Genomic DNA, 14383 nt, shown 5'->3' with positions numbered 1-14383 from the left:
TAGTAAGTTTGGTTTCGATATCGTGTCTGTGGTTGTATATGACGAAGTATCTTGTTGTGCCAATCAATACCGTAAAAAAGAGTATTGAGGAGGTTACTGCAGGAAATCTGGCAATCAGTATTCCTGAGTTTGGTAATAACTGCGCGGGGCGGCTTATTCCCGGCATCAATAGTTTATCGAGTAATATTTCTGCGCTAGTTAGTGAAATTCGCACATCTTCACGCACAGCGATGACCCTCTCTGAACAGCTTGCGGAGCGTAGTGCAGAGCTTTCGGTGAAAACAGAGCAACAGTCCGGGGCGTTAACGCAAACCGCTGCAAGTATGGATGAGATAGCCATTAGTACTCGCAATAATGCTGATAATACACAGCTGGCCAGCGCCCAGGCGAATATTGCCACACAATCGGCCCGTCAGGGGGGGGAATTAATGGTACAAGTCGCAACCAATATGCACTCAATCACTGAATGCGCACAGCAGATGACGGAAATAATTGCGTTGATTGATGGTATTGCCTTTCAGACAAATATTCTGGCATTGAACGCGGCGGTGGAATCGGCACGGGCAGGCGAACATGGCAAGGGTTTTTCTGTGGTGGCGGGAGAGGTCAGAACGTTGGCTCATCGCAGCGCAGAAGCGGCGAAGAATATTAAGCGGCTAATTGACGAAACACATTATAATGTCCGCGAAGGGGCCGCGATTGTCCGTGAAGCAGAAAAAAACATGCAGGATATTGTTGGCGGTGCCGGGCAATTAAGCCAGCTGATGGGAGAGATATTAACCACCACGCGAGAGCAGGAGAAAGGCATCGTTAAGATTACCCAGGCCCTGGCTGAGCTGGAAAATGTGACCCAAAGTAATGCCATCATGGTCGACGAGTTATCGGATTCATCAGGCATTCTGAAAAGCCAGGTGAATGACCTGCAGTCACGAACACATAAATTTAATTTAAGTCATAACTCAACAACGGAATCATTCGTGCTTCCTCGTAGCGCTGCAACACCACCGGGTCTAAGTCGACGAGATAAATACGGTCATTCATTCTAATCCTGTAGTCACCCGTGCCGACATCGTCGGCGTTTACATTTCTATTTAATTTTTCTGAATCATTTCAGCACAATGGGATAATCAGATATTGCTTAACATAATCTGCAGGCTAGACTAACGGAAAAGGCTGAATGACTGTGGAGGCGCTGTGGAAGCCATTAAGGGAGCGGATGTTAATGTGCCGGATGCCGTGTTTGCCTGGCTACTGGATGGCCAGGGTGGAGTAAAACCGCTGGAAGATAACGATGTTATCGACAGTCAGCATCCCTGCTGGCTGCATCTTAATTATACCCATCCTGATAGCGCACAGTGGCTGACGACGACGCCTTTGCTTCCTAATACTGTGCGTGATGCGCTGGCCGGTGAAAGCACGCGCCCACGTGTCAGCCGGATAGGGGAAGGCACGCTGATCACCCTGCGCTGTATTAATGGCAGCACGGATGAGCGCCCCGACCAGCTGGTGGCGATGCGTTTATATATGGACGAACGCCTGATTGTCTCGACGCGTCAGCGTAAAGTGCTGGCGTTGGATGATGTGGTCAGCGATCTGCAAGAAGGTACGGGGCCGAGTGACTGTGGCAGTTGGCTGGTAGATGTCTGTGACGCATTGACCGATCATGCCAGTGAGTTTATCGAACAGTTACATGATAAAATTATTGATCTGGAAGATAATTTACTCGATCAACAAATCCCGCCACGCGGATTTCTGGCCCTGTTACGTAAGCAACTGATTGTCATGCGCCGTTATATGGCACCACAGCGAGATGCCTATGCGCGTCTGGCGAGTGAACGTTTGCCGTGGATGACTGACGATCAGCGACGCCGGATGCAGGACATTGCCGACAGGCTGGGAAGGGGGCTGGACGAGATAGACGCCTGTATTGCCCGGACTGGTATCATGGCGGATGAAATTGCGCAGGTGATGCAAGAATCCTTGGCCCGCAGAACCTATACCATGTCGTTGATGGCGATGGTTTTTCTGCCCAGTACATTTTTAACCGGCTTGTTCGGCGTTAACCTTGGGGGCATTCCCGGCGGCGGTTGGCAATTTGGTTTCTCATTGTTTTGTATTCTGTTAGTGGTCCTGATTGGTGGTGTTACTTTATGGTTGCATCGTAGTAAATGGTTGTAACAACAACGTTTTTTACCGGGCTTCATGAGTGAAAACGCTCAATATTTTGAGCGAGGTCAATAAACTATCTACCTATTCGGGGCAATATCTCTCTCGCAGGTGAATGCAACGTCAAGCGATGGGCGTTGCGCTCCATATTGTCTTACTTCCTTTTTTGAATTACTGCATAGCACAATTGATTCGTACGACGCCGACTTAGATTAGTCGGCTTTTTTTTGCCTGCAGGAAATCAACGTCTACCCTAAAAGAGTCAACCTGAATGACTGGAGGGAATATGACCTGCCTAACGCTATTGCTGCAGTTACCCACGCCCAACACCGCCTCTGTTCCGACCGACCCGGTACCCATTCCTGATCCCATACCCCGTCCGCAGCCGATGCCGGATCCGCCGCCGGATGAAGAACCGATTAAAATGTCGCATCACGGGCGCAGATCTGCGAGGATACGCGCCTGCTAATTGTAAGTTCTTACCGCGAGATTAAATTGTGACCGCTTTTTCTACCCTGAATGTTTTACCTGCTGCTCAGATCGAGAATCTTAACGAGCTGGGTTATCTTGAAATGACGCCTGTTCAGGCCGCTGCGTTGCCGGCGATCCTGGCGGGAAAAGACGTTCGCGTGCAGGCAAAAACCGGCAGTGGCAAAACGGCCGCGTTTGGTCTTGGGCTGTTACAGCATATCGATGTTGCGCTGTTCCAGACGCAGTCACTGGTTCTGTGTCCCACGCGTGAACTTGCTGACCAGGTGGCTGGCGAGCTGCGTCGCTTAGCGCGTTTTCTACCGAACACCAAAGTTTTAGCCTTATGTGGCGGGCAGCCCTTCGGTGCACAGCGTGATTCTCTTCAGCATGCACCACATATTATTGTCGCCACGCCGGGCCGTCTGCTCGATCACCTGCAAAAAGGTACTGTCTCGCTGGAAGCCCTGAATACGCTGGTGATGGATGAGGCCGACCGTATGCTGGACATGGGCTTTAGCGATGCCATTGATGATGTGATCCGCTTTGCGCCTGCGTCACGTCAGACATTGCTATTTTCGGCAACCTGGCCGGAAGCAATTGCCGCGATCAGTGGCCGAGTGCAGCAAAATCCATTAACCATTGAAATTGATACGGTAGATGCGCTACCCGCGATTGAACAACAGTTTTTCGAAACCTCCGCGCACGGCAAAATTTCGCTGCTGCAAAAGTTGCTCAGCCAGCACCAGCCCGCGTCGTGCGTTGTATTCTGTAATACTAAAAAAGATTGCCAGGCCGTGTGCGACGCGCTGAACGCCGCAGGGCAAAGTGCGTTGTCATTACATGGTGACCTGGAACAACGCGATCGCGATCAGACGTTGATCCGTTTTGCTAACGGCAGCGCGCGCGTGCTGGTGGCAACCGATGTTGCGGCGCGTGGTCTTGATATTAAATCGCTTGAGCTGGTGGTTAACTACGAACTGGCATGGGATCCGGAAGTGCACGTACACCGTATTGGACGTACTGCGCGTGCGGGTAACAGCGGCCTGGCCATCAGCTTCTGTGCGCCAGAAGAAGCCCAGCGAGCTATTATTCTTTCTGAAATGCTGCAGTTAAAGCTGAACTGGCTACCTGCACCCGGCAACGCTCCAGTTGTGCCGCTTGAGGCCGAGATGGCGACACTGTGCATTGATGGCGGTAAAAAGGCAAAAATGCGTCCGGGCGATGTTCTGGGAGCGTTGACCGGTGATATGGGGCTGGATGGGGCCGACATCGGTAAGATTGCCGTACATCCGATGCATGTCTATGTGGCAGTTCGCCAGTCCGTCGCGCATAAAGCGTGGAAGCAGCTACAAAACGGTAAGATTAAAGGTAAAACCTGCCGGGTTCGTTTGTTGAAATAAATGCCCGTGGGAGTGCCTGATGGCGCTCCGCTTATCAGGCCTACAGGCACTTATGTACGTTGTAGGCCGGATAAGACGTTTACGTCGCCATCCGGCATGATAAATTACTTCACTTCTACCACGTTCAGACGTAACTCATCCAATTGGTTTTCATCTTCTTCCGGCTGCCAGCCTGCTGGTTGCAGCGGGATCTCTTCGCGATCGAACGCTAAGTCACCGCCGTCAACGACTGCTGAGCCGTGCTTGATACCTTTAAAGTCGAACAGATTGATATCGCTGAGATGCGAAGGCACGACATTCTGCATCGCGCTGAACATGGTCTCAATACGACCTGGGTAGCGTTTGTCCCAGTCACGCAGCATGTCAGCAATTACCTGACGTTGCAGGTTAGGCTGTGAACCGCACAGGTTACACGGAATAATCGGGTAGCCTTTGGCTTCGGCAAAACGTTCAATGTCTTTCTCGCGGCAATAGGCCAGTGGGCGAATGACAATATGCTTGCCGTCGTCGCTCATCAGCTTCGGTGGCATGCCTTTCATTTTCCCGCCGTAGAACATGTTTAAAAACAGCGTTTGCAGGATATCGTCGCGATGGTGTCCCAGCGCAATTTTTGTAGCCCCGAGTTCGGTTGCCGTACGGTACAGAATGCCGCGACGCAGACGGGAGCACAGAGAGCAGGTGGTTTTCCCCTCCGGAATTTTGTCTTTGACGATCCCGTAGGTGTTCTCTTCGACAATTTTGTACTCAACGCCCAACTGTTCCAGATACTGCGGCAGGATATGTTCCGGGAAACCGGGCTGTTTCTGATCCAGGTTTACTGCAACCAGTGAAAAACTGATCGGTGCGCTTTGCTGCAAATTGCGCAGGATCTCCAGCATGGTGTAGCTGTCTTTCCCACCGGAAAGGCACACCATAATGCGATCGCCATCTTCAATCATGTTGAAGTCGGCAATCGCTTCGCCCACGTTACGACGCAGACGCTTTTGTAATTTGTTCAGGTTGTACTGATCTTTCTTGTTAATTTCTTGATTTTGCGACATTTAATAGAGGCTCAATTCATAGTGTGGCATCAGAAGAGTATGCATCACGCCGGATTGTCCGGCAAAAGAAGTCTGATATAAAAACTGTGGCGTGTATGGTACGGATAAGCGGGAAAAATGTCAGCACATTTAGGTCAGGAATCGCGGGGTAAAAGAGGTAGAAATGAAAAGCCCGCAGCGATGTGCGGGCCAGGCTGCTTAGCGAACTACCAGAACCGAACACTCCGCATGACGCACCACGGCTGCGGCGTTGGAGCCGAGCAGGTAAGTGGTGATATCAGGTCGGTGCGAGGCAATAATCACCATATCTGCGGGTAATTTCCTGGCAAGCTCCAGAATTTTGTCTTTTGGTGAACCTTCAACGACATGAACCTGTATTCTGTCTGCCGGGATATTGAACTTCTTGATCATCTCTTCCAGTTGAGACCTTGCTTCGGCCTTAAGATCGTCCATGGCCGGCAACTCCGCTGAGTAGGCCAGTCCAAGAGAAGCGTAATAGGGCAATGACGGAATCACGGTCAGAAAATGGACCTGCGCATCGTCAATTTTTGCCTCTGCTTCAACATGGGCAATAACGCGTTGAGTTAATTCTGAGTCTGAAATATCGATGGGTACAAGAATCGTTCTGTTCATAAAACCTCCTGTTTAAGTATCCTCCTAAAGCTTACCGCGTAATGGCACTTTATGTACAATGACAAAGATCACATTTTGGCATCACTTTATTTTAATTTCAGGGAACTTGCCTTTTATTACGCCATCGTAAAATCGGCCTTTGGAGACCACAGTAAGGAAATCACGAAAAATGCGCGGTGGAACAGGATGGTATTGCAGAGTTTGCATATGATGAAAGCGAATTTCTAACGTGCCGGAGGATTCGTCATAACCGACGGAGGCAATACGGGATGACTTAACGGGGTGATGATTCATTGCAGGTATCCTCTACTACAGACTTTATTGCAATATATCATCTATCAGCGGGATGTTTTAACACAAAAGATATAATGTTTTGATCTACATAAAACGTAATTGCGATGCACGAGTGGGAGAGTAGCCCGCTGTTTCCAGCGGGCTGACAGATTAGAACTGGTAAACCATACCCAGAGCTACAGTGTCATCGGTAGAGATGTCATTGTGGTCTTTATCGTAGAAGCTATCATCTTCATCCAGCAGGTTGATTTTGTAATCAACGTAGGTGGAGAAGTTTTTGTTGAAGTAGTAAGTCGCACCTACTGAAGCATATTTAACCAGATCTTTATCGTCGTTACCATTTGCGGTTGCCAGATCCTTACCTTTAGACATCAGGAAAGACACTTCCGGACGCAGACCAAAGTCGAACTGGTATTGTGCAGTCACTTCGAAGTTCTGAGTTTTGTTTGCAATAGTATTGTCGTGACCGTCTGAGCCGCCATAAGGGGTCATATTACGGGTTTCGGAATACATGGTTGCCAGGTAGATGTTGTTCGCGTCGTATTTCAGACCAGCAGTCCACGCATCAGCTTTGTCGCCGCCAGCGGTAGAGTTATTAACCTGCTGAGTGGTACGGTCAGAAGAGGTATATGCCGCACCGAAGCTTACGCCCATACCCAGATCGTAGGTAGAGGAGATACCGAAGCCGTCACCGTTGGAATTCTTCACGTTACGGTCGCCGCCGTTATTGGTGCCTTCCTGCTCGTTCGTGACCTGGTTTTCGTTAGTACCCTGATACTGCAGAGCTACGTTCAGACCATCAACCAGACCGAAGAAATCAGTGTTACGGTAGGTTGCAACACCGTTCGCACGACCGGTCATGAAGTTGTCAGCTTTGGTGTAGGAGTCACCGCCGAATTCTGGCAGCATATCGGTCCAGCCTTCAACGTCATACATGACGCCGTAGTTACGACCATAGTCGAATGAACCGTAATCACCGACTTTAATACCCGCGAAAGCCAGACGAGTCCAGGAATTGCCTTTATCGCCGCCTTCAGTACCGTTAGCCTGAATCTGATATTCCCACTGGCCGTAACCGGTGATCATATCGTTAACCTGAGTTTCGCCTTTGAAGCCCATACGCATATAGGTCTGATCGCCATCAGAGTTGGCGTCATCAGAGAAATAATGCAGACCGTCTACTTTGCCGTACAGGTCTAACTTGTTGCCGTCTTTATTATAAACTTCAGCAGCGTGAGCAGCGCCTGCAGCTAACAGGACAGGAATTACAAGGGCCAATACTTTTCTGTTCATTGAAATAATCCTTTAGTTTTTTTATTAACCTGTGACTACCCATGTAGGGAGTAAAAGCATGCTAAAGGAGAAGTTCCGTAAAGAGATAAATATGAATTGTTACGCCTTGAGTAAAACCTTAAGCAAATAATTCCACGGAAATGATGATAATTATGATGAATGAATTAATGGTTAAATATATAAAATAAAAATTATACAAGTTAATTTTGTTGGGATATTCTGCGCGGGTTATATGCCTTTATTGTCACTTCTTATTTTTCGTTGACTATTTGTCTCAGGGCTGATTAGCCAGCGAATAAATTGACAAGCCCGAACAGCTGTTCGGGCTTTTTTTTATTCCAGGTTAATACTTAACTGAAAGTATTAATCGGTGCTGCTCTTCTCTGCTTTCCCTGCCAGCTGTGCCAGGAAGTCATAGCGTTTTTGCAAATCTGCAGTCGCATCCTTCCATAACTGCTCAGCCACCTCCGGCTGCTGTGCATTCAGGCGGCGGAAGCGTTGCTCGTTCATCAAAGTCTCAGCCAGCGCGTCTGACGGTGGGCGAGAATCCAATGCCAGCGGCAGCTTGCCTTCGTCAGCACGACGCGGATCAAAGCGATACAGTGGCCAGAATCCGGTGGCCGTGAGCTGGCGCATCTGATCGTGGCTCAGGGCGAGATCGTAGCCGTGCTCTTCGCACGGACTGTAGGCAATAATCAGCGACGGGCCCGGGTAGGACTCTGCTTCCTGAATCGCTTTCACCGTCTGGTTCAACTGGGCTCCCAGCGAGATTTGTGCGACGTAAACATGACCGTACATCATCATACTGACGCCAAGATCTTTACGCGCTTTACGCTTACCATGTTCGCCAAATTTGGTGACCGCGCCAAGCGGCGTGGCTTTCGACGCCTGCCCACCAGTGTTGGAGTAACACTGAGTATCCAGCACCAGAATGTTGACGTTTTCGGTCAGGCTCAGGACGTGATCTAACCCGCCAAAGCCAATATCGTAGGCCCAACCGTCGCCACCAATCAGCCAGATTGATTTCTCAACCAGCGCGTCGGCATCAGTTAATAGTTGCTGTGCACCGTCGACGCCTCGTAGATGCTGGCGCAGTGCGGCAACCTGCTCGCGACGAACTTCCGGCGTGGCTTCTGCGTGCAGGGCATCATTCAGTTCAGCCGGGATCTGATCGGCAAACTGCTCCAACAGACGCATGACACGTACGCGGTGTTGATCCACCGTCAGGCGGAAGCCCAGACCAAACTCGGCGTTATCTTCAAACAGTGAGTTCGCCCAGGCAGGCCCGCGGCCATTGGCATCGGTGGTATATGGTGTGGAGGGCAGGTTGCCGCCATAAATCGATGAACACCCGGTCGCGTTGGCAATCAGCATGCGGTCGCCGTACAGCTGGGTAAGTAGCTTGATATACGGGGTCTCACCACAGCCTGAGCAGGCACCGGAATACTCAAACAGCGGGGTGATCAGCTGTGAGGTGCGAATATCAATGCGTTCCAGTTTGCTGCGATCGATCTCCGGCAGATTGAGGAAGAAGTCATAGTTAACTTTTTCTTCTTCAACATGCTCAAGGCGCGACATCATATTGATAGCCTTGATTTCCGGGTTTTGGCGATCTTTCGCCGGGCAAACTTCGACGCACAGATTACAACCGGTGCAATCTTCAGGCGCGACCTGCAGAATATATTTCTGACCGCGCATATCGCGGGATTTTACATCCAACGAATGCAGGCTAGCTGGGGCGTCTGCCATCGCTTCCGGGGAGACCACTTTGGCGCGGATTGCCGAGTGCGGGCAGGCGGCAACGCAGTGGTTGCACTGTGTACACAGTTCCTCTTTCCAGATAGGAATTTCTTCGGCGATATTACGTTTTTCCCAGCGGGTGGTGCCCATCGGCCATGTACCGTCTGGCGGCAGCGCGGAGACGGGCAGAGCGTCCCCCAGACCCGCGAGCATCGCCGCGGTAACTGTTTTCACGAAATCAGGTGCAGCATCAGAAACCACAGGTGGTCGGTTGGCGCTGTGCGGATCCACCGGCTTGAGTGCCACTTCGGCGACCGACTCACGGGCCAGCGCCAGTGCTTGCCAGTTACGCTCAACCAGGTCCTGACCTTTGCTGCTGTAACTTTTGGCGATAGCTCCCTGCAATTCTGCCAGTGCGCTATCGCCTGGTAAAATTTGTGTCAGATGGAAAAACGCCATTTGCATCACTGTGTTAATACGTGCAGCCAGGCCGCACTCTCGGGCAATTTTGGCAGCATTAATCACATAAAAACGGGCTTTCTTCTGGTTCAGGACCGCCTGAACTTCCTGCGGCAGGCGCGACCACACTTCATCCGCGCTGTACGGCGTGTTGAGCAGGAAGATACCACCTGGCTTCAGGCGTTCTGCCATTTGATATTTATCGATAAACTGCAACTGATGGCAACCGACAAAATCCGCCTGCGAAATCAGATATGCCGAACGAATAGGTTGCTCGCTGACACGCAGGTGGGACACCGTCAGGCCGCCTGCTTTTTTCGAGTCGTAGACGAAATAACCCTGTGCATACCACGGCGTCGAATTACCGATAATCTTGATATTGTTTTTGGTCGCTGACACGCTGCCGTCGCTGCCAAGCCCGTAAAACAGGGCTTCGAGTTTTGCGGTGGCGGGTAGGGTGTTTTCCGGCAGAGGCAGTGACAGGTTAGTGACATCATCGTAGATGCCGACCGTAAAGCGTGATTTCGGTTTGGCGTGGCTGAGTTCATTAAACACTGCCAGCACACAGTCCGGGCCAAACTCCTTCGAGGAAAGGCCATAGCGCCCACCAATCACGCGCGGTAATGTTTCACGCTCGCCGCAGTTAAACGCTTCGGCCAGTGCGGTCATGACATCCAGATACAACGGCTCAGCCTGCGCACCAGGTTCTTTGGTGCGATCCAGAACAGCAACGCTACGTGCGGTTTCCGGTAATGCCTGCAGTAAATGTCGGGCAGAGAAGGGACGGAACAGGCGCACTTTCAGAACGCCGACTTTTTCGCCACGGGTGAGTAACTCTTCCACGACTTCTTCGCAGGTGCCAATAGCGGAGCCCATCAGAATGATGACGCGCTCTGCTTGCGGATGACCATAGTATTCAAACGGCTGGTACTGGCGACCCGTTGCGGCGGCAAAATCGTTCATCGCCTGTTCGACGTTTTCGTAAACCGCGTTGTACCAAGGGTTAGTGGCTTCGCGGGACTGGAAATAGGTATCCGGGTTAGCCGAGGTGCCGCGAATCACCGGATGCTCCGGGTTCAACGCGCGCGCGCGATGGGCATCAATCTCGGCCTGTGGCATCAGCCCGAGGATAGTGTCATCGGCCAGCGGCACGATTTTATTGATTTCATGCGAGGTGCGGAAACCGTCAAAGAAATGAATAAAAGGGACGCGGCTTTTCAGCGTGGCAATGTGCGAAATCAGGGCAAAATCCTGCGCTTCCTGAACGCTGCTGGCGCACAGCATGGCACAACCGGTTTGACGAACGGCCATCACGTCGGAATGATCGCCAAAAATCGACAGCGCGTGGGTAGCAATCGTACGTGCCGCAACGTGCAATACAAACGGCGTCAACTGACCAGCCAGTTTGTACAGCGTTGGGATCATCAGCAATAAGCCTTGCGATGAGGTAAACGAGGTAGAGAGCGCACCGGTTTGCAATGCGCCGTGAACCGTTGCTATTGCACCGCCTTCCGACTGCATTTCCACGACGCGCGGGGTATCTCCCCAGACGTTTTTAAGCCCATTACCGGCCCAGGCATCGGCCTGCTCCGCCATCGTTGAACTTGGCGTAATTGGGTAGATGGCGATAACTTCGCTGGTACGAAATGCGACTGAGGCAACCGCACCATTACCGTCAATTGTTTGCATACTGACACCCTTACATTGCGCAAAAAGAGGGACTCGCACTAAGGTAGCGAGTCCTGTAATTATCTTTCTATTTTAGCAAAAGCTATCTGGACACATTTTCGCTTTTGTGTCCCTGCAATAAACAGAATGAATGGTTTGATCAAAGGAGCAGCCAAAAAATTGCCAGAAAATGTAAACAGGGCGCATAAATGCGCATTTTGCCTCTCGACGTCAGTGTTTCTGCTGCCTATTATTTAGGGCTGTGTCGTTGGGGTATTTTTCAGAGGGGAGTGAGATGCGCGCAGCGTTTTGGGTAGGGTGTGCCGCGTTATTATTGTCGGCTTGCAGCAGTGAGCCTGTTCAGCAGGCGACGGCCGCGCACGTCGCGCCGGGCATGAAGGCTGCAATGTCGGGTTCTGGTGAAGCTAACTGTGCCATGATTGGCGGTTCGCTGTCGGTTGCTCGTCAACTGGATGGTTCTGCTATCGGGATGTGTGCATTACCTAACGGCAAACGCTGTAGTGAGCAGTCGCTTGCCGCAGGAAGTTGCGGGAACTATTAAGCCTCCGCGTTTATTACATTAAGTCCGACAGTTTATACGTCAGCGTTTGTTCTGCTGTCGCCAGTGTTAACTGGTCAGCCGTCAAATCGACCTGTGCGCCTTGCTTAAACACGTCGCTGATAACGCCATCAAGTGCGTTCAGTTGTGGGTCGGCGCACATCATGCGGGTCATCGCCAGATCCTTCACCTTCAATTCGCCGTCGGACAGCTTGCCCTGACCCGTGAATTGATTACACATTTTCCCCGACACCGTCATGTTTTCCCCAAAACTCAATTCGGGTTGATTTTTTGCGACGGTGACTGGTTTGCCATTCACGCTCTCCAGAACAAAACGGTGATGCTGCAACTGCTCGCGATTAACGGAAACTTTTCCATTGCTCACACAGCCAGCCATAACCATGCTGAGCGCAATCAACGTGACAATTTTCTTCATTGAATTTCTCTACGTTCGTGACGGGAACACTATCAATATAGTAATGATATCTTCGGATTTATCATCAGGGGTTATCTGAAAATGCTCCCCCGATTGCAGGGGAGCGGCGTTTTCAGAAGAGGGCATTCGGGCAGGCTTCGCCTTTGGAAATTTGTGCCAGATTCTGCAACGTCGTTTCCGAAATGCTGATTAACGCTTCGGCCGTTAAAAATGCCTGGTGCCCGGTGAACAACACGTTATGACAGGCAGACAAGCGACGGAATACGTCATCCTGGATAACATCATTGGACTTATCTTCAAAGAACAGATCGCGTTCATTTTCATACACGTCCATACCCAAAGAACCAATTTTCTGGTTTTTCAGGGCATCAATTGCGGCCTGTGAGTCAATCAGAGCTCCGCGACTGGTGTTGACGATCATCACGCCACTTTTCATTTGCGCAAAGGCTTCTTCATTGAGCAGATGATAGTTTTCCGGCGTTAACGGGCAGTGCAGAGAAATGACATCCGACTCCGCAAACAGTGTTTTGAGATCAACATACTCAACCCCTAATTCAAGCGCTGCAGCGCTTGGATAGGGATCAAACGCCAGCAGGCGCATACCAAAGCCTTTCAGGATCCGCAGTGCGGCAATACCAATTTTACCGGTACCGATCACCCCCGCGGTTTTACCGTACATGGTAAAGCCGGTCAGACCTTCAAGAGAAAAGTTAGCATCACGGGTGCGTTGATACGCGCGGTGGATACGACGGTTCAGCGTCATCATCATTCCAATCGCGTGCTCGGCGACCGCTTCCGGCGAATATGCTGGAACGCGAACAACCTGCAAACCCAGCTCTTTAGCGGCGTCCAGATCGACGTTATTGAATCCGGCGCATCGCAGGGCGATGTATTTCACGCCGTGCTTTTTCAGCTCTTCCAGAACCGGGCGACTGCCATCGTCGTTGACGAAGATACACACAGCTTCGCAGCCATGGGCTGTTTTGGCTGTTTTCTCGGTCAGCAGAAAGTCAAAAAATTCAAGTTCAAAACCAAAAGCCTCGTTAACCTGTTGCAGGTACTTTTTGTCGTACTGTTTTGTACTGTAGATGGCGAGTTTCATAAGACTTTCTCCAGTGATTCTGAAATCACATTAATCCAATTCAAATTATTTTACAAAATCCAAAAAATAATTGATAGTCATAGATATAATGAATAATTCTAGAGCATCTCTTCTTAATGTGGGCACACTGCTGGATTTAAAGCGCTAGTCTTAGTATATGTACTCTTTTGGGTGTGCTGCCGTTAAGCATTGCTACCTTTGGGTATGTTGGGCAGATTTGGGAATGACTTGTTTTACGTTGACAGCGGACCAGGTTGCCCGCGCTTGTTCGCTCCATTCATTCTGATCATCTCACGGACATTCTATGGCTCATATCAGTTTTTCTGGCGAGCATTCCATTCGTCTCTGGTGATCTCCCACAACTCGGAATCCAGCATACCGCTGACATACTCTTTCTTTTCTATCCTGATGAGTCGCATGCCGCTACTGGCTGAAATACGCCGGGAACGGCTATTGAGGGATGCCTTCGGTGCACGCAACAGTGGCTTATTCAGCGTGTTGAACCAGTAATCAGTAGCCGCAATACTGGCCTCACGCATGTAGCCCAGCCCCTGATATTCCGGCGCCAGCCAGAATCCACGGTTATTATCCTCAACGTCATAAAGACAAATCAGACCCATTAGGTCGTCAGGTACCTCACGGCGTCTGATAGTCCAAAACCAGGCAATTCCTTTTGCCATATCAGGCAGGGCAACGTTATTGACGTATTTCTCAGCACCATTATCAGGATAGGGCCATGGTACTGACGCGACCATATAGCGAACGATCTCCCAGCGTGGGTAGAGCTTCTGAATCTGAACAGCATCTTCTGCGATTAGCGGTTTAAGTAACGGGCGTTCTGTTATGAGCGTGGTTATTGCCATCCATCAATTTCCTTAATGCATAGTCCAAATTTTAAGCCAGTTACTCAGCTCTCTTTTTAGTAAACCTTATGTCTTAATTTTGTTTTTAACCGATTTGGTCGGGTTGTACCAGCATACGTATTCGTTTTGATTTATCACAGGGTGCAATACGTTTTTGCTGTGAGGGCAACTGATGGATGCAACCACTGGTTAAAGAAAACGTGAGAGTGACATGGCAGGGGGCTAAGGAATCCAACTACAGTGACCGATAACACAAGAG

General features: G+C 50.4%; 13 protein-coding genes. 5 read left to right on the top strand and 8 right to left on the bottom strand.

All coding sequences use genetic code 11. From position 1 onward, the window contains the following. The first annotated feature begins 8 nt into the window (after window positions 1-8). From IMQ48_RS07775 to dbpA, 4 genes are all read left to right on the top strand, one after another. The gene (locus IMQ48_RS07775; RefSeq protein WP_370551833.1) at window positions 9-1046 is read left to right on the top strand and encodes a methyl-accepting chemotaxis protein; all 1038 of its coding nucleotides are present in this window, start codon (window positions 9-11) and stop codon (window positions 1044-1046) included. Window positions 1047-1194: 148 nt separating this feature from the next. Continuing rightward, window positions 1195-2178, top strand: coding sequence for a zinc transporter ZntB (gene zntB, locus IMQ48_RS07770; protein WP_196208567.1), 984 nt, complete (start codon window positions 1195-1197; stop codon window positions 2176-2178). A gap of 274 nt (window positions 2179-2452) precedes the next feature. After that, a complete protein-coding gene (locus tag IMQ48_RS07765) occupies window positions 2453-2635 on the top strand; it encodes a hypothetical protein (protein WP_196208566.1) in 183 nt (60 codons plus the stop codon). Window positions 2636-2663: 28 nt separating this feature from the next. Continuing rightward, on the top strand, window positions 2664-4037 hold the full coding sequence (gene dbpA / locus IMQ48_RS07760; protein WP_196208565.1) for an ATP-dependent RNA helicase DbpA: 1374 nt from the start codon (window positions 2664-2666) through the stop codon (window positions 4035-4037). Window positions 4038-4141: 104 nt separating this feature from the next. Here dbpA and ttcA read toward each other — a convergent pair whose 3' ends face one another. From ttcA to nifJ, 5 genes are all read right to left on the bottom strand, one after another. Then, window positions 4142-5077, bottom strand: a complete 936-nt coding sequence (ttcA, locus tag IMQ48_RS07755) for a tRNA 2-thiocytidine(32) synthetase TtcA (RefSeq protein WP_196208564.1) — start codon at window positions 5075-5077, stop codon at window positions 4142-4144. A gap of 198 nt (window positions 5078-5275) precedes the next feature. Next, on the bottom strand, window positions 5276-5710 hold the full coding sequence (gene uspF, locus IMQ48_RS07750; protein ID WP_196208563.1) for a universal stress protein UspF: 435 nt from the start codon (window positions 5708-5710) through the stop codon (window positions 5276-5278). An 81-nt stretch (window positions 5711-5791) separates the two neighbouring features. After that, entirely contained in the window at window positions 5792-6004 is a 213-nt protein-coding gene (locus IMQ48_RS07745; RefSeq protein WP_196208562.1) for a KTSC domain-containing protein, read from the bottom strand. 150 nt (window positions 6005-6154) lie between these two features. Beyond that, window positions 6155-7297, bottom strand: a complete 1143-nt coding sequence (gene ompC / locus IMQ48_RS07740; protein ID WP_196208561.1) for a porin OmpC — start codon at window positions 7295-7297, stop codon at window positions 6155-6157. 363 nt (window positions 7298-7660) lie between these two features. Continuing rightward, entirely contained in the window at window positions 7661-11185 is a 3525-nt protein-coding gene (gene nifJ / locus IMQ48_RS07735) for a pyruvate:ferredoxin (flavodoxin) oxidoreductase (RefSeq protein ID WP_196208560.1), read from the bottom strand. Between the two features lie 274 nt (window positions 11186-11459). Between nifJ and IMQ48_RS07730 the strand changes: the two genes are divergently transcribed. Further along, window positions 11460-11726, top strand: coding sequence for a DUF333 domain-containing protein (locus IMQ48_RS07730; protein ID WP_196208559.1), 267 nt, complete (start codon window positions 11460-11462; stop codon window positions 11724-11726). A gap of 13 nt (window positions 11727-11739) precedes the next feature. On the opposite strand, the gene hslJ is transcribed toward IMQ48_RS07730, so the two are convergent. The 3 genes from hslJ to IMQ48_RS07715 form a co-directional block, all read right to left on the bottom strand. Beyond that, window positions 11740-12159 (bottom strand): heat shock protein HslJ, encoded by a 420-nt coding sequence (hslJ, locus tag IMQ48_RS07725; RefSeq protein WP_196208558.1) that lies wholly within the window; start codon window positions 12157-12159, stop codon window positions 11740-11742. A 112-nt stretch (window positions 12160-12271) separates the two neighbouring features. Beyond that, window positions 12272-13261 carry a 2-hydroxyacid dehydrogenase gene (locus tag IMQ48_RS07720; protein WP_196208557.1) on the bottom strand — a complete coding sequence of 330 codons (990 nt, stop codon included), beginning with the start codon at window positions 13259-13261 and terminating at the stop codon, window positions 12272-12274. A gap of 314 nt (window positions 13262-13575) precedes the next feature. Next, window positions 13576-14124, bottom strand: coding sequence for a GNAT family N-acetyltransferase (locus IMQ48_RS07715; RefSeq protein ID WP_196208556.1), 549 nt, complete (start codon window positions 14122-14124; stop codon window positions 13576-13578). Window positions 14125-14383 lie beyond the last annotated feature (259 nt).

The organism is Citrobacter sp. Res13-Sevr-PEB04-36 (assembly GCF_015672735.1).
In the GTDB taxonomy this organism is placed as follows: Bacteria; Pseudomonadota; Gammaproteobacteria; order Enterobacterales; family Enterobacteriaceae; genus Citrobacter.
Note: the sequence above shows the minus strand (reverse complement) of the source record. Positions and strands in the feature narration are given on the sequence as shown.

What these genes read in the sequence shown, in the direction of transcription:
- IMQ48_RS07765 (WP_196208566.1), top strand. Translation starts at nt 2,453, where the DNA reads ATGACCTGCCTAACGCTATTGCTGCAGTTACCCACGCCCAACACCGCC.
- ttcA (WP_196208564.1), bottom strand. Translation starts at nt 5,077, where the DNA reads ATGTCGCAAAATCAAGAAATTAACAAGAAAGATCAGTACAACCTGAAC.
- uspF (WP_196208563.1), bottom strand. Translation starts at nt 5,710, where the DNA reads ATGAACAGAACGATTCTTGTACCCATCGATATTTCAGACTCAGAATTA.
- IMQ48_RS07745 (WP_196208562.1), bottom strand. Translation starts at nt 6,004, where the DNA reads ATGAATCATCACCCCGTTAAGTCATCCCGTATTGCCTCCGTCGGTTAT.
- ompC (WP_196208561.1), bottom strand. Translation starts at nt 7,297, where the DNA reads ATGAACAGAAAAGTATTGGCCCTTGTAATTCCTGTCCTGTTAGCTGCA.
- nifJ (WP_196208560.1), bottom strand. Translation starts at nt 11,185, where the DNA reads ATGCAAACAATTGACGGTAATGGTGCGGTTGCCTCAGTCGCATTTCGT.
- IMQ48_RS07730 (WP_196208559.1), top strand. Translation starts at nt 11,460, where the DNA reads ATGCGCGCAGCGTTTTGGGTAGGGTGTGCCGCGTTATTATTGTCGGCT.
- hslJ (WP_196208558.1), bottom strand. Translation starts at nt 12,159, where the DNA reads ATGAAGAAAATTGTCACGTTGATTGCGCTCAGCATGGTTATGGCTGGC.
- IMQ48_RS07720 (WP_196208557.1), bottom strand. Translation starts at nt 13,261, where the DNA reads ATGAAACTCGCCATCTACAGTACAAAACAGTACGACAAAAAGTACCTG.
- IMQ48_RS07715 (WP_196208556.1), bottom strand. Translation starts at nt 14,124, where the DNA reads ATGGCAATAACCACGCTCATAACAGAACGCCCGTTACTTAAACCGCTA.